This window comes from Paenibacillus antarcticus (genome assembly GCF_001637225.1).
GTDB classification, from domain to species: domain Bacteria; phylum Bacillota; class Bacilli; order Paenibacillales; family Paenibacillaceae; genus Paenibacillus_AQ; species Paenibacillus_AQ antarcticus.
The window spans coordinates 1-18,995 of sequence record NZ_LVJI01000034.1; the positions used below are offsets into that span (position 1 = coordinate 1).

Consider the following 18,995-nt stretch of genomic DNA (forward strand, 5'->3'; position numbering starts at 1 on the left):
GTCGCCAAGCAGTCATCCTGGAATACATGTACTTACAATTATCTGGGTCATGTTTTACAGAAAGCATTATAACACAATTGCTTATATTCCCTGATAGCTCAGTTGGTAGAGCACTCGACTGTTAATCGAGTTGTCACAGGTTCGAGCCCTGTTCGGGGAGCCATTGCTCTCATAGCTCAGTAGGTAGAGTGCATCCATGGTAAGGATGAGGTCACCGGTTCGAATCCGGTTGAGAGCTCCATAAGTTTTTTATGTGTTCTAGTATGGCCCGTTGGTCAAGCGGTTAAGACACCTCCCTTTCACGGAGGTAACAGGGGTTCGATTCCCCTACGGGTCACCATTTATATTATTTGCTACATACAGGTATGGAGGCTTAGCTCAGCTGGGAGAGCATCTGCCTTACAAGCAGAGGGTCGGGGGTTCGATCCCCTCAGCCTCCACCATTTATTATTATAATTTCGTAATTGTGTAAATAATATATGAAATTCATTAATGGGAATTAGCCAAGCGGTAAGGCAACGGACTTTGACTCCGTCATGCATAGGTTCAAATCCTATATTCCCAGCCATTATGAGTCATTAGCTCAGTCGGTAGAGCACCTGACTTTTAATCAGGGTGTCGAAGGTTCGAATCCTTCATGACTCACCATTTCTTTATCAGTGTGCGCGTGTGGCGGAATTGGCAGACGCACTAGACTTAGGATCTAGCGTTTCACGACGTGGGGGTTCAAGTCCCTCCACGCGCACCATATGTTTGCGGACGTGGCTCAGCGGTAGAGCATCGCCTTGCCAAGGCGAGGGTCGCGGGTTCGATTCCCGTCGTCCGCTCCATTTTTACTTCATATATTTGCGCCCTTAGCTCAGCTGGATAGAGCGTTTGACTACGAATCAAAAGGCCAGGAGTTCGAATCTCTTAGGGCGCACCATTAATTTATTATCGGGACGTAGCTCAGCTTGGTAGAGCACCTGGTTTGGGTCCAGGGGGTCGCATGTTCAAATCGTGTCGTCCCGATATTAATTTTTTTCGCGCGGGTGTAGTTCAATGGTAGAACTTCAGCCTTCCAAGCTGATAGCGTGGGTTCGATTCCCATCACCCGCTTTATATTTATAGATCTAAAATCCTTGAATTTCAAGGATTTTTTTGTATACATATGAAATAATATATTATTATTCAATAGTTAATGAAGTAAATGTACTATGAATATTTATGGTTACTGATAGGAACTCTACAACGGGGTAAGCTTACTAAGTACCTATATTCCAGATATGGTAATGATTATATAGGATGTGTATAAATATGTGGATAATGAAATTTTCATGTATTATAATATTCCTCGAATGTTGGTTCCTAAACACAAATATTGATGCTAGTGCGAATTTAATGAGTGAATTTAAATTCATTTATTATAAATAATAATACATGAAAAACTTGTTTTATTGAAAGAAAAATAAGGATTTTAATCTTGTTTTATTGTATGATGTTATGAAGTCTTAAGAAGGTGTCATAAATAGATAGCAATTAAAACAGAGAAGACGGGAGGAGTAACATGACTGAACTTACGGTTACCGCTAGCAAAAGTAACTCCAATAATCTGCTACGTAGAGACGTGCGATTTCTTGGTAACATTCTTGGAGAAGTATTAGTCCATCAGGGAGGCAACGAGCTACTAGAGATCGTGGAGAAGATTCGTGAAACAAGCAAATCTTTAAGATCTGTGTTCTTGCCTGAAGTTTATGCTGAATTTAAAGAAACGATTGACACATTAAAGCCGGATACACGCCATCAGGTGATTCGTGCTTTTGCAATCTACTTTCAGCTAGTCAATATTGCTGAACAGAACCATCGCATCCGCAGAAAGCGTGATTATGAACGTTCTGCAGGAGAAACGGTTCAACCAGGTTCCATTGAAGGTGCAATTCAAGAATTGAAAGAACTAAATTTCACGTATGAAGAAGTTCAAGATATTGTTGAAGGTCTTTCACTTGAACTTGTCATGACAGCTCACCCAACAGAAGCTATGCGCAGAGCAATATTAGATATTCATAAGCGTATTTCAGAAGATGTTATGCTATTAGATAATCCAACACTTACTTTCCGTGAACGGGAACAATTACGTGAGAAGTTGTTGAATGAGGTTATTACATTATGGCAAACGGATGAATTGAGAGATCGCAAACCAACGGTATTGGATGAAGTTAGACATGGTATGTATTATTTCCATGAAACGCTATTCCATGTCCTTCCGGATGTATATCAAGAAATGGAACGTTGTCTAAGTAAGTATTATCCTGGACATCATTGGCATGTTCCGACATATCTTCAGTTCGGTTCGTGGATTGGCGGAGATCGTGATGGTAACCCATCCGTGACTTCAGATATTACTTGGAAGACCTTGTGTATGCAACGTAAACTGGCAGTTCGTGAATACCATCGTATTATGTCAGAGTTTATGCAGTACTTAAGTTTCAGTACGTCCATAGTGACGGTTTCAAGTGAACTTGAAGAATCCATACTTAATGATCAATCGGAAGTACCTTTAAGTAAAAATGTGATATGGCATAATGAAAATGAACCTTATCGCATTAAACTTGTTCTTATGATGACTAAAATTAATAATGTTTTAGATGAGAGCAAAAAAGGTACATCGGAACGTTATGCATCACCTGCAGAATTTATCGAAGATCTTAACATCATTGATCGGAGCTTACGTCATCATTATGCAGATTATGTAGCGGATACTTACATTAAAAAGTTAATTCGACAAGTCGAATTATTCGGATTCCATACAGCGTCCTTGGATATTCGCCAACATAGCCAAGAACATGAGAATGCGATGACTGAAGTATTGGAAAAAATGAATATTTCAGAAAATTATGCTGCACTCACTGAAGATGAGAAAATTAATTTACTTAATAATTTGTTGAATGACCCTAGACCGATTACTTCACCTTATCATGTGTACACAGAGAGTACCAAGGAATGCCTAGAGGTATATCGTACAGTGTATAAGGCACAAGAAGAGTTCGGTAAGGGTTGTATCTCGAAATATCTCATAAGTATGGCTCAAGGTGCTAGTGATATTCTAGAAGTCATGGTGTTTGCTAAAGAAGTGGGTCTGTTCGCTCGTAATGCAGATCAGAGCGTTACGTGTACCCTTCAAGCGGTACCTTTGTTTGAGACAATTGAAGATCTATTAGCGGCACCTGATATCATGAGACAAGTACTTAATTTGCCTATCTATCGTGAAGGCGTTGCTGCAATGAATGACTTGCAGGAAATCATGTTAGGTTATTCAGATAGTAACAAAGATGGTGGAGCCGTTACAGCCAATTGGGAACTACGTGTGGCCTTGAAAGAAATCACTGCAGCGGCAGATGAATTCAATGTGAAATTGAAATTCTTCCATGGACGTGGAGGAGCTTTAGGTCGCGGCGGAATGCCATTAAATCGCAGTATTCTGGCTCAACCTGCTTCTACTGTTGGTGGTGGAATTAAGATTACGGAGCAGGGAGAAGTTATCTCTTCACGTTATTCCTTGCAAGGAATCGCATATCGCAGTCTAGATCAAGCAACTGCTGCCCTTGTAACAGCCGCTATTAATGCTCGTTCGCCTCATAATGATCTGTACGAACAGCAAGAGGACCAGTGGGATGAGATCGTAAGAGGGATTTCTGAGGTCTCTCTTAAGAAGTATCAGGATTTAATCTTCCGTGATCCGGATTTCCTAAGCTTCTTTAAAGAATCTACACCACTTCCAGAGGTTGGAGAGCTTAATATAGGTTCACGACCAGCAAAACGTAAGAATAGTGATCGCTTTGAAGATCTAAGAGCTATTCCTTGGGTATTTGCATGGACACAGAGCCGTTATTTACTTCCTGCGTGGTACGCTGCAGGAACGGGCTTACAAAGCTTCTACCAGAACAACGAAGAAAATCTTAAGGTTCTTCAAGATATGTATTCCAACTTCTCATTCTTCACATCACTTATTGATACGTTACAAATGGCTATTGCCAAAGCGGATCTCTTGATTGCCAAAGAGTATTCTAATATGACTAAGGAAGAGTCGTACCGTAACCGTATCTTCAATCAGATTGAAGATGAGTTCAAATTAACGACGGACCTTATTCTTCTAATAACAGGACAAAAAGAAATACTTGATAATGTTCCAGTTATTCAGGAGTCTATACGACTTCGTAATCCGTATGTTGATCCACTCAGTTATCTTCAGGTTCAACTAATTAGCGAACTTCGTGAATTGCGCGAACAAGGTGAAGATAATAATGATCTATTACGTGAAGTGTTACTAACCATTAATGGAATTGCAGCAGGACTTCGTAATACAGGTTGATTTGCTGAGCTGAGCAGAATATGGAATTATAGATGTGAAAAAGTCGAGTGTTCCTAGAGAACCTCGATTTTTATTTATTTTTTTTGCTAAAGTTTTTGTTACGGTATTGCTTTTTGAACAGACATGATTTACGATTCTAATATTGTGCTATGAACCTAGTAATACCCATCAGCAAGTCTGGGGGAATTGTGTTGGACCAAATAGAGAATAGATTAACGAAGCTTGCACTGAATGGTGATCAACAAGCATTCGCGGAAATTGTTGAGTTGTATAAAGATAAAATATATCATTTAGGCTATAGGATGCTGAGCAATCGCCATGAGGCGGAGGATGTCGTTCAGGAGACTTTTTTGCGTGTATTTAAAAGTCTGGATCGGTTTGATCCGAATCAGAAATTCTCTACGTGGATTTATCGGATTGCGACAAATCTATGTATTGATCGGTTGAGGAAAAGGAAAGCCACATATTCGCTAGACGCTGATATGAATGATCAAGAGGGACTGGATGGTTATTCTTTAATCCCAAGCGATAATCGTACACCGGAAAGTGAGTTAATGATTTCAGAGACCAAACAAATTATTTATGATGCCATTGAAAGTCTACCGGCAAAGTATAAATCAGTGATGATCTTAAGATATCTCCAGGATTTATCTTTACAAGAAATTAGTGATGTACTCGGGATGCCCGTAACAACGATAAAAACCCGTGTTCATCGTGGGCGAGATTTTTTACGAAAAAAACTAGAGCCTAAATTATAATCATCGCATTATTTTATGAAACATCTGTTGTTGTGATACGTATGTAGAGTATCAAGTCTTGTCTTAAGTATAGTTGATGGGAAATTAACAGATTTATTGAAAGGACTGGCTCAAATGGAATGCAAAACAGCCGTCTCTTTAATGCACGATTATCTAGATGACGACTTGTCCAAGGAGCAAAGATTGATGCTTAAAGCTCACTTGCTGTCTTGCCCTAATTGTCGGATGGATTTCAAAGAGCTTGAACAAACCGATATGATGTTGTATTCTCTTCCTCACAATATTCCTTCTGCATCGTATGAGCTAACGGAGCGTATTATGAATACTATTCCGCAACGTAAGAAACAGAAGGTATGGGTAAAATGGATGAAAATTCATCCTGCCGCAACAGCTGCTGCAGTGTTCTTAATCATCATGCTGTTCAGTGCCATTAATATCTTTAACCAGGATAATCAGTTGGTAATTCATGGGAATGACTTAGACGAAGTTGTAATAAATGGTAATACAGTCATTATTCCTGAAGGGACAACTATTGCAGGTGATCTTACGGTTGAGAATGGCAAGGCAGAAGTATTTGGAGATGTACAAGGCAACTTGACTGTCATTGATGGTTCAGTGTATAAGGCATCTACTGCACATATTTCGGGTGAAGTAAAAAGTGTAGACCGAGCGTTGGATTGGATCTGGTATAAGATTTCTAATGTTTTTTCGGAAGTCGTCTATCGCTAAGGCTTCAAAGTAATTAAAGGTAACAGTGACATTAATGGTGCCTCTTTTAAAATAAGAAGGCATCTTTTTTTGTACAAATAACCCAGTTTGTCCATTTTTATATAACCTTTACTTGCATCATGAGGTTGATCGTTATAACCTATACATTAGGGACATTATATATAGAGAGCAAAATATATTTTGAAGGGAATAAACGGGGGCCTTAGGATGAGTTATTTCACTGACATCACTTGGAGCGATACCATTAAGGATATTATCGATATCGCTATCGTATCATATATTATTTATCATGCTATTTTATTAATAAGAGGTACCAGAGCCATCCAATTGTTAAAAGGGATTCTTGTCTTAGTGATTATATGGGCGCTAAGTACGTGGCTAAATCTGTATACACTCAGGTGGCTTATGAATCAAATGTTTACTTTTGGCGTCTTGGCTATCTTTATCATATTCCAACCGGAGCTTCGTCGTGCTTTAGAGCAATTAGGTCGAGGTAAATTTCTTGGACGGACGCTTGCCGATGATGAAGAATTCACTAAGCTAATTAGTGAACTCATGAAGGCTGTTAATTATTTATCACGCAGAAAAATAGGGGCCTTAATTGTTTTTGAACGTGAGACAGGGCTTAATGAATACACTGAATCGGGTATACCTATGAATTCTGAGATTAGTTCTGAGCTAATCATTAACGTATTTATACCAAACACACCATTACATGATGGTGCCATGATTATACAATCGAACAGAATTGCTGCATCAGCTTGTTACTTACCTCTTTCTGAGAATCCTTTTATTAGTAAAGAATTAGGAACTCGTCATCGCGCTGCGATTGGAATAAGTGAGGTAGGAGATGCGATATCTGTGATTGTATCGGAAGAGACGGGACAAATATCACTTGCGATGAATGGTCAAGTGGTCAGAGATATTAAGGAAGAGTCGCTGATCTCGAAGCTATATGAAGAATTACGTCCTAATAAAACAACAAAAGAGAAGCGCCCTGCGTTCTGGAAACGAAAAGGGGGCGGGACTCGTGGATAAATGGATTAAGAATAACACGGTTGTTAAAATTCTTGCGTTAGCTGTCAGTATTCTATTGTGGGGTATGGTACATATAGAGGATGTTACGCCTACGCCTACTAAATCAATGGATACATCCATTATTGAGAATGTCAAAATCCAACCCGATGGATTAGATGAATCGGTGTATGTATTAAGTGCTGTAGATACAGATCGCGTTAGGATGGAAGTGAAGGGTAAACGATCCGCCATTACGTCTATATTTAATGATGATTACAAAGTCATATTGGATCTAAGTGATGTAAAGGAAGGTACATACACTGTGCCTCTCTCTCATCAACTTCCATCTGGTGTAGAACTTGTGTCAATGGAACCATCTAAGGTTACGATTACGATTGAAAAGCGAACAAATGCAACGTTTCCTGTCTCAATTGTCACTACAGGAGTTCAGGCTGAAGGTTATGGTGTAGGGAAAACAACGATTGACCCAGGTACTGTTAAGGTGACATTGCCAAATAGCGAGTTGCTAACAGTAGTTAAAGTACAGGGAACAATTGATCTAGAGGGAGCTAAAGAATCGATCAGTGAGAAGAAGGTAAAGCTGGTTGCTTTGGACATTAAAGGGCAGGAAGTAAAGAATGCGACTATAGAACCTTCCGTAGTGTCTGTTCAAATTCCAATATCTGCGCCCTTTAAGACGGTGGGGCTTGATGTTCAGTATACAGGTAGTCTTCCAGAAGGACTCGTACTTTCTAGAGCAGACCCTAATGTAAAAGAAGTGAAGTTATATGGTCCTAAAGATGCGTTAGCAGCTATTGATACGTATAATGTAGCATCGGTAGATCTGAGCCAAATTAATAAAGCTGGTAAATTCACACTAAATGTGAATCTTGAGCTACCGTCCGGTATAGAAAAAATCGAACCCAGTATCGTTGAAGTCACAGGTGAGGTCGTATCCGTCGGGCAAATAACGATAGATAACATTCCAATTGAAATTGAAGGTATGAGTGATGGTACCCAAGCAACGGTTATAAAACCAGCAGATAAGGTGGTTAGCTTGACGCTTACGGGTGCCTCTACATTACTTAATCGTCTAGAAGCTAGTGATATTAAAGTCGTTGCAAAAGTAGAGAATTTAAAAGCGGGTACCCATGAGGTGACTCTTCAGGTTACCCTTCCGCGATTTACAACACTGGTTGGCGAAGGGACACTAAAGTCTACGATAGAGGTAAAGGATACAAAGGCTCCAACAGAGATACCAGAACCGGATAAGCCTGTTCTTGAGGAGAATGATAAGAATCCTCCATCGGATCCAGTGACAGGGACCCCTGATACTGAGGTGCCACCTGATTCAAATTCAAATGTAAATTCAGGTACAGATCCAACTAATCCTCCTACTGGAGAACCCAATGGGGATGCAAATAATAAAACACCCTAACTTAAGAAAAGCTGTAAATTAGAGGAGACAACTTGGATTAGAAGAGTTGACAAAAAGGAGAATATTATGGGTAAATATTTCGGAACAGATGGCGTGCGAGGCGTTGCTAATATTGAACTAACTGCTGAAATGGCATATAGTATCGGGCGTTGTGGTGGATTTGTACTTACTGGAAATGTAGATAAACCAACCGTAGTCATTGGGATGGATACTCGTGTGTCGGGACATATGTTGGAATCTGCATTAGTTGCAGGTTTATTATCTATAGGAGCTCATGTTATTCGTTTAGGTGTAGTGACAACGCCAGCGGTAGCTTATATTACAAGACTATTAAAGGCAGATGCAGGAGTCATGATCTCTGCTTCACATAATCCGGTTGAGGATAATGGAATTAAGTTCTTTGGCGGAGATGGATTTAAACTATCGGATGAAACAGAGCTAGAAATCGAAAGATTAATGGATGCAGAAGTAGATGGGTTACCACGTCCAGTTGGAGCAGATTTAGGTAATGTCATTATAGATAATGAATCTAAATACAAGTATGTAGAGTTCCTAAAGACAACGATTACTCATTCCTTTAAAGGACTTAAAATTGTATTGGATAACGCAAATGGTGCGGCATATGAGCTTGCTCCGCTGTTATTCAGGGATTTAGGTGCGGAAGTTATTACAATAGGATCAGAACCGAATGGTCTGAATATTAATGATCACTGTGGTTCAACACATCCAGAGAAGTTGAAAGAAGAAGTCTTGAAGCATAAGGCGGATCTTGGGCTAGCCTTTGATGGTGATGCTGATCGACTTATTGCTATTGATGATACCGGAGAAGAAGTAGACGGTGACTTTATTCTGTGCATTTGCGGAGAATCTATGAATCGAAAAGGAAAATTAAAAGATAGTACCATTGTTTCGACCGTCATGAGTAATATTGGTTTTTATAAAGCAACAGAGAAGCTACAATTAAAAACATCCATGACAGCTGTAGGTGATCGTTACGTAATGGAAGAGATGCGTAAGGGTGGTTATAATCTAGGCGGAGAACAATCGGGTCATGTTATTTTCTTAGATTATAATACGACAGGTGATGGTCTTCTATCCGGTATTCAACTGGTGGATACATTACAACAATCAGGTAAAAAACTTAGTGAAGTTAAAACTATGATGCGTAAATATCCACAGGTATTGGTGAATGTTCGAGTAGAGGATAAGACAAATTTCGAAGGCAATAAAGCGATTCAAGAAATTATTACTTCCGTAGAGGAACAGTTAGCAGACAACGGTCGAGTATTAGTGCGAGCTTCTGGTACGGAATCTTTGATCCGCGTCATGGCTGAAGGTCCAGAAAAAGAGAGTCTTGATCGCTATGTATCTGAAATCGTCGCAGTCGTGAAGCGGGAATTAGTCTAATTCTTATACGGTTGAGATCTATATTATAAGTAGTTATTATAAATGTTTACAAGCTTAGTACCAAACGAAGTTACGCCCCTTCTTCAGTAGTTTGAGGAAGAGGGCGTTTTTTGTTGGCACCTTCTGGGTAGGTGGATAATACGATGGAGTATAGGCGCCAAGATATTAGCCAAGAAGGGTGTGGCAAGGATGACTGGAATGATTAGAAATTTCTACGCAGGTGGTAATACTGCCCATGGCTTTACAAGTCTGATGGATTCGTCTTTACAAGGTTTGGATCGTCTTTTTATTCTACAAGGGGCACCAGGTACAGGAAAGTCAGAATTAATTCGGACAATAGGAGAACATATGGTGTCGACGGGTCATGACATCTGGTTCATTCACTCTGCTTCGGACAATGCATCCTTGGACGCAATGATCGTGCCTCGTCTCAAAGTTGGAATGATCGTTGGCACATCGCCATATGTGATCGAGTCGATACGTTTGCCTGAAGCAGAATTGACATACATCGATTTGGGTGAGGGATGTGATGCGAATCAGCTGAGCATTCAACAGATCGAGATCGACAATTTGAATGAACAAATTTCTCAAGCTTACCAACATGCGTATGCTGGGTATGCACAAGCACTTCGTATCCATGACGAATGGGAAACGTTATATATCGCAAACATGGATTTTCAGGCAGCGGATGAGCTGACGAAAGAGTACATTGATACGCTATATGGTGAACGAACCTTGGATAAAGAGAGTCGTGTAGATCATCGGTTTTTGGGTGCTGCTACACCAAAGGGGGCGGTAGACTGCGTTCCTAATCTGACGGAAGGGTTGAAAAGATATTTGATCAAAGGTCGGCCTGGTTCAGGTAAATCTACCATGCTCAAAAAAATAGCTACTGCTGCTATTGAACGAGGTTTCGATGTTGAGATCTACCATTGTGGATTCGACCCAAACAGTCTGGATATGATCATCGTACGTGATTTGGAATTCGCTATATTTGATAGTACCGCACCCCATGAGTACTTCCCTGATCGCGTGACAGATGAGCTAGTGGATATGTACACGCGTTGTATCAGGCCTGGAACAGATGAAGAACATGCGGAAGCGATAACCCTTATCAAGGAACGATATGCTGCACAAATGAAACAATCTAATCAGTATCTAGCACAAGTTAAATCTCTTCAAGATGAATTGGAAGAAATTTATATTCAGTCCATGGATTTCTCTATTGTGGATCGACTCAAAGATGGAATACAACAGGAGATTAGCAATATCGGTGTTATAGGATAATGTATTAATTGTTGGTATATCTTCCTGTATCATTCTGAACAGAAGAACACCTGAGAAGGTGTTCTTTTACATGTTACCCTGTTGTGATCTTAGTTGAACAGAGTTGATGAATAGAGTATCCGTAATAATCATTAAAATTTAACCTAATGATTGGAATTCAGTATATAATGAAAATGGATAATAGACACATTGACTGTTGGGAGAGGTGATCTCATCGTGAACATTTCAATTGGAGGCTATTCGTTTAACAATACGTATTTGGATGGAAAAATGGACGTGTTCGGATATTTGGAAGCGGTTAAATATCGTTATAGAATGGACGTCGTTGACCTATGGAACGGCTTCTTTATTGATCGTTCGAGCAAGCCAATTATGAAGTTAGTTGAAGAGAGTTATATCCATAAGATTAGAGAAGCATTGGATGAAAAGGAAATGAGGGTCGTTAATTTTGCCATTGATGGTGCACATCTATGGGACCCTGATCCAGATATGCGGAAGCATCTATATGAAAATGCACTCGTCCATTTGAAAGCATCCTTTATATTGGGTGCGGAAACTGTGCGTATAGATACGGGCGGATCTTACAAGGAATGGGAAACGATGAGCGATGAACAATTTGAATATACTGTGAAACGTTATCGTGAATTCTCAACATACGCTTTAGATCATGGGTTTCGTATAGGTCCCGAAAATCATATGGGAGCCTCACTGTTGCCTCGTGAGATGAAACGTCTTGCAGAAGCCGTAGATCATCCAGCATTCGGCTTTCTTATACACCTTAACCGTTGGAGAGCGGATAAAGAAGAGGGAGATAGGCTGGTTGCACCGTGGGCCTATCATACTCATTTTGACGCGGAGACGGCGTTATCAGAACATGCAATCGATACGATACGCGTTTTTAACGACACTGGATATAATGGCTATTGGGGAATTGAACATAATGCACACAGTAATCAATATATCGAAACAGAGAGATTAATCGGCATGGTGAAAAAACTACTACTAGACGCAACTACTGAGCGGAGGAAAGAAGAATAATGGAAACAGTTAAAATTGGTATTATTGGGGTTGGGCAAATCGGGAAGATGCACATTGAGAAGTATCAGAGCATCCCTGGAGCAGAAATTATAGCGGTCTGTGATGTTAATGAGGTAGAGGCTAAGCGCGTTGCAGAGCAATATAACATTCCTCATGTATATACCGACTACAGAAGCTTATTAGAAAGAGATGATATAGTCGCGGTAGATGTCTGTTTGCATAATAACTTTCATGCACCAATAACCATTGCGGCGCTACATGCTGGCAAGAACGTCTATTGCGAGAAACCAATTGCAGGTACATATTTTGATGGGCAAGAAATGGTTGCTGCTGCGAGAGCGACAGGGAAGCTGCTACATATTCAGTTAGGCACTCTATTTACGAAGGAAACAAAGGCAGCTAAGACGCTTATTGATGGCGGAATGCTCGGCAAGCTTTACCATGCTAGATCGACTGGATTCCGAAGAAGGAACCGTCCATTCGTAGATGGTTACGGTACACCCTATTTCACACGTAAGGAAACGGCTGGAGGAGGCGCATTGCTCGATATGGGCGTCTATCATATTGCGCAGTTGCTCTATTTATTAGGTAACCCTAATGTCGAACGTATATCGGGTAAGCTATATCAGGAATTAGATATGTTGGAAGATAGAAGAGAGCAGAGCAGATTTGACGTAGAGGAACTGGCATCAGGACTTATTCGGTTCACCGATGGTCTAACACTAGATATTATCGAGTCATGGGCTGTTCATCTTGGAGGGTTCGAAGGAAGTAGTATAGCAGGATCAAAGGGTGGCATTCGTATGCCAAATGGTCAGGAAGGTGCGCAGGCACAATCATTCAGCTTTCACAACACGGTATGTGATATAGATATGGATAGTACGATTGATCTCGATATGATGGATACGCGCTGGCACCGGATTAGGGAGAACGAGGACGCATATGACTCCTCTCAGGATCATTGGATTGCCGCATTGCAAGAAAGAGTATCGCTTCTTCCAACCTCGCAAATCGCACTTAACACGATGCTGATCAGCGAAGGTATGTATCTGTCTGACAAGTTGGGACGTGAAGTGACGGCTGAAGAGGTGATTGCACTTTCGCATACGACTGCGGTTCCATTGTAGTAAGTACTGGAGGCTAATCAGATGGATAGTAGGATGTTCTCTTATATTAAAGCATTTAATTTCTTCTCATATGGAGCTATTGCGATATATAGTACCTATTTTGCCATCTATCTTCAATCGATTGGAACGTCTACACTTGAAATCGGAGCATTGATGGCTGGCGGACCTATCGTATCTATTATTGCGAATCCACTGTGGGGCTATTTGAGTGATCGGCTTGGCAATATTAGACGTATTCTTATTATCATGTTAACCGGTAATTTACTGGTGATGCAGCTAGTATTTCTTGCGGATTCGTATACCCTCATCTATACGTTTATGATTATGTTCTTTTTCTTTCAGATGCCCTTATTCTCACAGTCCAACAGCCTGATCCTGAATAGTATCGAAGGAACGAGTCATAAATTTGGTGCTTTTCGACTGTGGGGGTCACTTGGTTGGGCCGTGCTTGCAGTCGGAGCGGGTCCAGTTATTGGTCAGATCGGTATTGATAAGTTATGGGTCGTATATGACATCATGATGTTGATTGCAATCGTGCTTACATTCACGCTTCCTCGTGGTACTTCCTCGAGTACAGGGTCTGGCAGAGTCAACTATCGCACGATGTTCAGCAATCGGACTTTCCTATTGTTTCTATTAATTGGTCTAGTGATATCTATTCCGAATGCCATGAATTCGACGTTCGTGGGATTGTATATAGCTGATCTGGGCGGCAATTCAAAAATGATCGGTTGGGCGGCATTTTTCGCGTCGATATTTGAAATCCCAGTATTTCTATTGCTCGATCGTTACTTGAAAAAAGATGTCCGTACGATGGTGTTATGCCTTACGGTTGTAAGCCTACTGTACTCGCTTCGTTGGCTGCTCATGTCTAGTGTAGACACTGCAATGCAAATCATTTGTATTCAAACGATCCATTGTTTGACGTTCGGCGCGTTTTACTATATTGGTACACAGCTAACCGCGATGATTGTACCTATGGAATTCCGAGCTTCGGGGCAAGCAGTCTACGCGCTTACGTGGGGGGGATTATCGGGAATCGCAGCGGGATTCATTGGCGGGTGGATGTTCGATCATACAGGTCCTCAGTCCATGTACATGTTGGGTGGGGGAATGGCGGCAGTAGGGGCTATCAGCTTCGCACTGTTATATATGTACTTGCGTGTATCAAAAGTAAGAATAACGTTGAACAATTAATTAAAATTGACCAACAATTCTCGATAGATTCTCGTATTGAATCCCCATTGTGGGGATTTTTTTATATCTATTAAGAAGTCTCTTAATGTGGCAGGTGATAAGGGAAGGATAGCGTCATATTGCAAAATGACCTCAACATGCATATAATAAACAAATGTCATTCAAAGATAGAAAGCGAGGGTAGCATGGTTGTATATTAAAAGCGCCAGAACTTGACTAGCGCGGGATGTAAGATGGACCGAGGGTATGGATGAGTACGATCCGTTTCGGTGCCTGATTACAACGGCAGATCAAGTTGACGAGGTGGGGGTGTTCGAAATGTTCGGCGGGGACCTCCCGGTGATGCACCAGAGCCGTGAATCATATACGGAAAATAAGCGGGCGACTGCTCATACAACGTAGTGATGGGTGCTAATTATTAATTATCATAAGTGTGCGAGAATTTATGCAGCGGCATGAACGGGAATGCACATTTGTGAATGATCCTTGTATAATTTAATACAATAATTTAGTGCATTCTCGTATTGCCGCACAGGAATCTCGTACACTTTTTCATCTAAATTGAAGAATGAACGGGAGGATTTATATATGTGTGGTATTGTCGGGTATATTGGAAATAAGGATACACAGTCTGTATTAATCGAGGGATTAAAGAAGTTAGAATATCGGGGGTATGATTCAGCAGGAATTGCTGTGTATACTCATAAAGGTCTTGAAGTTGTCAAAGCACAGGGGCGGATCGTAAATTTAGAAACCAAACTTGAAAACGGTCCATTAATCGGAACTTCGGGAATTGGGCATACGCGTTGGGCAACACATGGTAAACCTTCCGATGCTAACTCACATCCACATACGGATGAAAGTCAGAAATTCTCTGTTGTTCATAATGGCATAGTCGAGAATTATTTGGATTTGAAAGAGGAATTGATTAGTCAAGGTCATACTTTCACTTCTGAGACAGATACCGAAATTATCGCCCATCTTATTTCTCGTGAATACGAGGGTGATATTGTTATAGCAGTACAGAAAGCCATCACTCATATGCGAGGTGCATTTGCACTTGGGGTATTGGCTGAGAATGAACCTGAGAAATTAGTTGCTGTTCGTCAAGCTAGCCCATTGATTATTGGGATTGGAGAAGGGGAGAACTTTATTGGTTCAGATATCCCTGCTATTCTTCAATATACGCGTAATGTGTATATTCTTAATGATGGTGAAATGGCAGTATTGACTCAAGATTCCGTCGAATTAATGACTATTGAAGGGAATTTTATTTCTCGGGAAATGATTCGTGTCGATTGGGATGCAGTGACAGCAGAAAAAGGCGGCTTTGAACATTTCATGTTGAAGGAAATTCATGAACAACCTAAAGCATACCGTGATACAATGCGTGGGCGGATAGATGCTAAAGGCGAGCGAGTTATTCTTCCGGAATTAAAGCTCACTCATGAACAAATTCTAAATATACGTAACATACAGATTGTTGCTTGCGGAACTGCCTATCATGCAGGTCTTGTTGGACGTAATGTCATTGAACAATTAGTACGTATTCCAGTGGAGACAGATGTCGCTTCTGAATATCGCTATCGTTCGCCAATCGTTACGCCTGAGACACTAGTGATCGTCGTTAGCCAATCTGGAGAAACGGCAGATACACTTGCAGCAGTACGGGAAGCAAAAGCTAATGGAGCACATGTCATAGCCATTACTAATGTCGTAGGTAGCTCCATTGCTCGTGATGCAGATGATGTTATCGCGACGCTCGCTGGACCGGAAATTGCTGTTGCTTCCACAAAAGCCTATACTTCTCAATTAATTGCATTCTTTCTATTTGGACTATATATGGCTGAAATTCGTGGTACTCAGACACCTGAAGCAGTTAGTGAGATCATCCAAGCTATGCAGAAACTTCCAGAACAGTTGGAAGGTATGTTAGAGCAGGCGGAAGCGATCAAAGCCTATGCTGAGCAAATTTCTAAACATGAGCATTTATTCTTTATAGGTCGTGGAGTCGATTTTGCAGTGGCTCAAGAGGGTTCTCTGAAACTCAAAGAAATCTCTTATATTCACTCTGAAGCCTATCCTGCTGGTGAACTGAAACACGGAACGTTAGCCTTGATTGAAGAAGGCATTCCGGTAATTGCCTTGGTAACCCAAGAATCTGTTTTTGAAAAAACAGTGAGTAATATTAAAGAAGTGAATGCACGTGGAGCGGATATCATGGCTATTACGTATGAAGAACACGTAACAACCCTGCTGAAGTCCGTAGATCAAGTCTTTGCTATTCCGAAGACACTGCCACTATTAACGCCAGCTCTATCCGTAGTGCCATTACAGTTGCTTGCGTACTATGCATCATTAGCACGTGGTAATGACGTCGATAAACCACGGAATTTAGCGAAGAGTGTGACGGTGGAGTAGGGATGTTAGATTGATTGGTTTGTTGTGTAGTGTATAGAGACACTAAAGTTGTGAAGTGGACATTAAAGTTGTGAAGTTGTTTGATAATAAAAAGTTTGGAAAACAACCCAGACATCATGAGCCGTCCTGAAATCTAAGGGCGGCTTTTTTTTCTTAATGGAGCCTAAGACCAAATTGTTGAAACATTATTATCTAATGAAATGTTCTAAATATTAATAAAATGCTCTACATAAGTCTAAATAAGCTGTGAAAATTGAGACTATTGTTTAAAGAAAATAAACTATTAGAATAAAAAATAAAGTATTAGACTCGGTTAATTGTAGTAACGTAAATAGAGGATGGTTAGTTCATTATATGAGCTAATCTCCTCTATTTTTTTGTTTAATAGAAATATTAACTTAGGCTTTAAATCTTAGTATAAATTATTTAATATATTGAGGATAAGAGCTTTCGTTGGGGGTGCTGTTGTGAGAGTACAAGAAGTAATTCTTAATGATAATAAAAAGAGATATTTGCTGTTGGATGCGGTAGGTGTTCCAGTTGTTCCTGTGATGAAGTATTTAAAATACCTGGATCAGACAGGTAAAAGCAACAATACACTGAAGACTTATTGCTATGCATTAAAACAGTATTTCACTTATCTTGAAGAGCGGAAGATAGATTACAAAGAAGTAGGAGTTAAGGATCTTGCAAGTAGGGGTGAACATTATAGCGCTCGGGATCAAGTCCCACGGGCAGGTACGTTCGACCAGGCTACCTTAATCCTCTATGAAAATAAAAAAAGGATCAACCAGAAAGAACTGGTTGATCTCATAATACGATGGGCAGGATAGTGCAAAATTTGGTCCATAAGGAGAACCCAAAATTCACTATTTAGTTATGGATAAAAATGGTATTATGGTACTGACGAAAAATGGGTTATTGGAGGTCGAAAAAGTTTGGAGCTTAGTCAATTCAAATACACTGTCAGAAATCCTTCGGGGATAAAAATCATTATTTCTATGGCTACTTTATGTGCACTCTTTCTAGTAAATGGATCATTGAATGAAAAAGACAGTACGATACTATGGTTCGCCGCAATTGTGTTGTTCTGTTTTTCTACAGTAGTCATGTTATGGTCCATATATCGAACATTCAAGAAGCCAATTGAGCTATACCTGCATCATGACACGATCTTATTAAATGGACGAATAATTAAAGCGGAGCAAATTAAGGTCATCATGAGCATGGGGGATTTCAAAAAACCTGTTATTGGAATAAAGCCTCATGGAGCACAAATTGTTCCAATCAGTATGTGTTTTAGGTTTGTAAAGAATGGAGAGAAAGGCGCAGCGGATTTGGCTAATTGGGCAGAAAGGAACAAGGTGAAATTGGACAACACCTTTTTTATTAGATGGATATAAGATGTGAATGGAAATTAAGTGGTCGTTAAGCTAACGGAACACTTTAGTTGAATGATACACATTAATGAGCAGGCGCTACGGTAGCCTGCTGTTTTCATTGAAGTAACGGGCAGGATTGCGGAATAAGGGCTTAAATGAAATGAAATCTGAGTAGAGGAGGTAAAAAAGTGAAAAGATCTTTAGGAGTGACATTAATTAGTTGTTTTTACATAATTGGTGCATTAGTATTAATTTTCACAGCAATATTCTTTAATGCAGATGCAGATGAATTTGGCATAGCCTATAGGTTTGGTTTACCAAACTTTCCAGAACAATTATTTAGGGTTATATTGGCTGTTGCTTCCCTTATCCTCATCTATGGTTATATGGGTTTAAAAAAATGGGGATTTTGGTTGATGATTATTTACTCATTTGGATTTGGTTTAATAAGTTATAATCTATTATCATCGCATAATCAACAACCATTCATAGGGAATGTCAGTTGGTCAGTAATTGTATTAATTTATACGTTTTTTGTTAGAAAGTCCTTTTTCCTCACAGAAAAGGATGAATAATTCAATGAATATATTCAACTAACGGGACACGATAGTTGAACATAAAGGGTTTCACATATTAGTCATGACTAATATGTGAAACCCTTTAATATATCTATCTTTCTTAAATTTAGGTCTTGATAAACTCGGAAAATAAAGTTATAGACTGTCATGGCTTCATTAAGCTATACCAGCTAATAGCTTGTCAAGATTACCAGTAAAGTGAAGCTTATTCATATGGTATATTTAAAAACATGTAAGCCAAATAACCCTCCAATTTTATTAAATTTGG

General features: G+C 40.0%; 13 protein-coding genes, 11 tRNA genes and 1 pseudogene. All 25 read left to right on the top strand.

All coding sequences use genetic code 11. From position 1 onward, the window contains the following. Positions 1–87: 87 nt before the first annotated feature. Positions 88–163: transfer RNA gene (locus PBAT_RS19560), tRNA-Asn, on the top strand. A gap of 2 nt (positions 164–165) precedes the next feature. Beyond that, positions 166–241, top strand: a tRNA-Thr gene (locus PBAT_RS19565). A gap of 24 nt (positions 242–265) precedes the next feature. Continuing rightward, a tRNA-Glu gene (locus tag PBAT_RS19570) sits at positions 266–340 on the top strand. Between the two features lie 27 nt (positions 341–367). Further along, positions 368–443, top strand: a tRNA-Val gene (locus tag PBAT_RS19575). Between the two features lie 50 nt (positions 444–493). Further along, positions 494–568: transfer RNA gene (locus PBAT_RS19580), tRNA-Gln, on the top strand. Between the two features lie 4 nt (positions 569–572). Beyond that, positions 573–648 (top strand) — tRNA-Lys (locus tag PBAT_RS19585). A 15-nt stretch (positions 649–663) separates the two neighbouring features. Further along, positions 664–748: transfer RNA gene (locus tag PBAT_RS19590), tRNA-Leu, on the top strand. A gap of 7 nt (positions 749–755) precedes the next feature. Beyond that, positions 756–830 (top strand) — tRNA-Gly (locus PBAT_RS19595). An 18-nt stretch (positions 831–848) separates the two neighbouring features. Beyond that, a tRNA-Arg gene (locus PBAT_RS19600) sits at positions 849–925 on the top strand. A 12-nt stretch (positions 926–937) separates the two neighbouring features. Further along, positions 938–1,011, top strand: a tRNA-Pro gene (locus tag PBAT_RS19605). A gap of 16 nt (positions 1,012–1,027) precedes the next feature. Next, positions 1,028–1,098 (top strand) — tRNA-Gly (locus PBAT_RS19610). 448 nt (positions 1,099–1,546) lie between these two features. Then, the gene (gene ppc / locus PBAT_RS19615; protein ID WP_068652086.1) at positions 1,547–4,348 is read left to right on the top strand and encodes a phosphoenolpyruvate carboxylase; all 2,802 of its coding nucleotides are present in this window, start codon (positions 1,547–1,549) and stop codon (positions 4,346–4,348) included. 149 nt (positions 4,349–4,497) lie between these two features. Then, positions 4,498–5,106: an RNA polymerase sigma factor SigW gene (gene sigW / locus PBAT_RS19620; RefSeq protein WP_420848805.1), complete on the top strand. Its 609-nt coding sequence runs from the start codon at positions 4,498–4,500 to the stop codon at positions 5,104–5,106. Positions 5,107–5,220: 114 nt separating this feature from the next. Continuing rightward, positions 5,221–5,835: a zf-HC2 domain-containing protein gene (locus PBAT_RS19625; protein ID WP_068652114.1), complete on the top strand. Its 615-nt coding sequence runs from the start codon at positions 5,221–5,223 to the stop codon at positions 5,833–5,835. A 207-nt stretch (positions 5,836–6,042) separates the two neighbouring features. Beyond that, positions 6,043–6,873 (top strand): diadenylate cyclase CdaA, encoded by an 831-nt coding sequence (gene cdaA, locus PBAT_RS19630; RefSeq protein ID WP_068652090.1) that lies wholly within the window; start codon positions 6,043–6,045, stop codon positions 6,871–6,873. Further along, the gene (locus PBAT_RS19635; protein WP_068652092.1) at positions 6,866–8,290 is read left to right on the top strand and encodes a CdaR family protein; all 1,425 of its coding nucleotides are present in this window, start codon (positions 6,866–6,868) and stop codon (positions 8,288–8,290) included. The genes cdaA and PBAT_RS19635 overlap by 8 nt, the downstream gene beginning before the upstream one ends. Positions 8,291–8,356: 66 nt before the next feature. Continuing rightward, on the top strand, positions 8,357–9,697 hold the full coding sequence (gene glmM, locus PBAT_RS19640) for a phosphoglucosamine mutase (RefSeq protein WP_068652093.1): 1,341 nt from the start codon (positions 8,357–8,359) through the stop codon (positions 9,695–9,697). A 189-nt stretch (positions 9,698–9,886) separates the two neighbouring features. Beyond that, the gene (locus tag PBAT_RS19645; protein WP_068652096.1) at positions 9,887–10,984 is read left to right on the top strand and encodes a PRK06851 family protein; all 1,098 of its coding nucleotides are present in this window, start codon (positions 9,887–9,889) and stop codon (positions 10,982–10,984) included. 216 nt (positions 10,985–11,200) lie between these two features. Beyond that, positions 11,201–12,022 (top strand): sugar phosphate isomerase/epimerase family protein, encoded by an 822-nt coding sequence (locus PBAT_RS19650; protein WP_068652099.1) that lies wholly within the window; start codon positions 11,201–11,203, stop codon positions 12,020–12,022. Continuing rightward, positions 12,022–13,149 (top strand): Gfo/Idh/MocA family protein, encoded by a 1,128-nt coding sequence (locus tag PBAT_RS19655; protein WP_068652101.1) that lies wholly within the window; start codon positions 12,022–12,024, stop codon positions 13,147–13,149. Before PBAT_RS19650 ends, PBAT_RS19655 begins: the two co-directional genes overlap by 1 nt. 21 nt (positions 13,150–13,170) lie before the next feature. Then, positions 13,171–14,346, top strand: a complete 1,176-nt coding sequence (locus PBAT_RS19660; RefSeq protein ID WP_068652103.1) for an MFS transporter — start codon at positions 13,171–13,173, stop codon at positions 14,344–14,346. 588 nt (positions 14,347–14,934) lie between these two features. After that, positions 14,935–16,767 carry a glutamine--fructose-6-phosphate transaminase (isomerizing) gene (glmS, locus tag PBAT_RS19665; protein WP_068652106.1) on the top strand — a complete coding sequence of 611 codons (1,833 nt, stop codon included), beginning with the start codon at positions 14,935–14,937 and terminating at the stop codon, positions 16,765–16,767. Positions 16,768–17,234: 467 nt separating this feature from the next. Continuing rightward, a pseudogene (locus PBAT_RS26045) lies at positions 17,235–17,459 on the top strand (site-specific integrase); the annotation flags it as partial. Between the two features lie 246 nt (positions 17,460–17,705). Further along, positions 17,706–18,170 (top strand): hypothetical protein, encoded by a 465-nt coding sequence (locus PBAT_RS19675; RefSeq protein ID WP_068652110.1) that lies wholly within the window; start codon positions 17,706–17,708, stop codon positions 18,168–18,170. Positions 18,171–18,337: 167 nt separating this feature from the next. After that, positions 18,338–18,724, top strand: a complete 387-nt coding sequence (locus tag PBAT_RS19680) for a hypothetical protein (RefSeq protein WP_068652112.1) — start codon at positions 18,338–18,340, stop codon at positions 18,722–18,724. Positions 18,725–18,995 lie beyond the last annotated feature (271 nt).

Excerpts from the sequence above, each read along its gene's own strand:
- cdaA (WP_068652090.1), top strand. The coding sequence starts at position 6,043 with ATGAGTTATTTCACTGACATCACTTGGAGCGATACCATTAAGGATATT.
- ppc (WP_068652086.1), top strand. The coding sequence starts at position 1,547 with ATGACTGAACTTACGGTTACCGCTAGCAAAAGTAACTCCAATAATCTG.
- sigW (WP_420848805.1), top strand. The coding sequence starts at position 4,498 with ATGAACCTAGTAATACCCATCAGCAAGTCTGGGGGAATTGTGTTGGAC.
- PBAT_RS19645 (WP_068652096.1), top strand. The coding sequence starts at position 9,887 with ATGACTGGAATGATTAGAAATTTCTACGCAGGTGGTAATACTGCCCAT.
- PBAT_RS19660 (WP_068652103.1), top strand. The coding sequence starts at position 13,171 with ATGGATAGTAGGATGTTCTCTTATATTAAAGCATTTAATTTCTTCTCA.
- glmS (WP_068652106.1), top strand. The coding sequence starts at position 14,935 with ATGTGTGGTATTGTCGGGTATATTGGAAATAAGGATACACAGTCTGTA.
- glmM (WP_068652093.1), top strand. The coding sequence starts at position 8,357 with ATGGGTAAATATTTCGGAACAGATGGCGTGCGAGGCGTTGCTAATATT.
- PBAT_RS19625 (WP_068652114.1), top strand. The coding sequence starts at position 5,221 with ATGGAATGCAAAACAGCCGTCTCTTTAATGCACGATTATCTAGATGAC.
- PBAT_RS19655 (WP_068652101.1), top strand. The coding sequence starts at position 12,022 with ATGGAAACAGTTAAAATTGGTATTATTGGGGTTGGGCAAATCGGGAAG.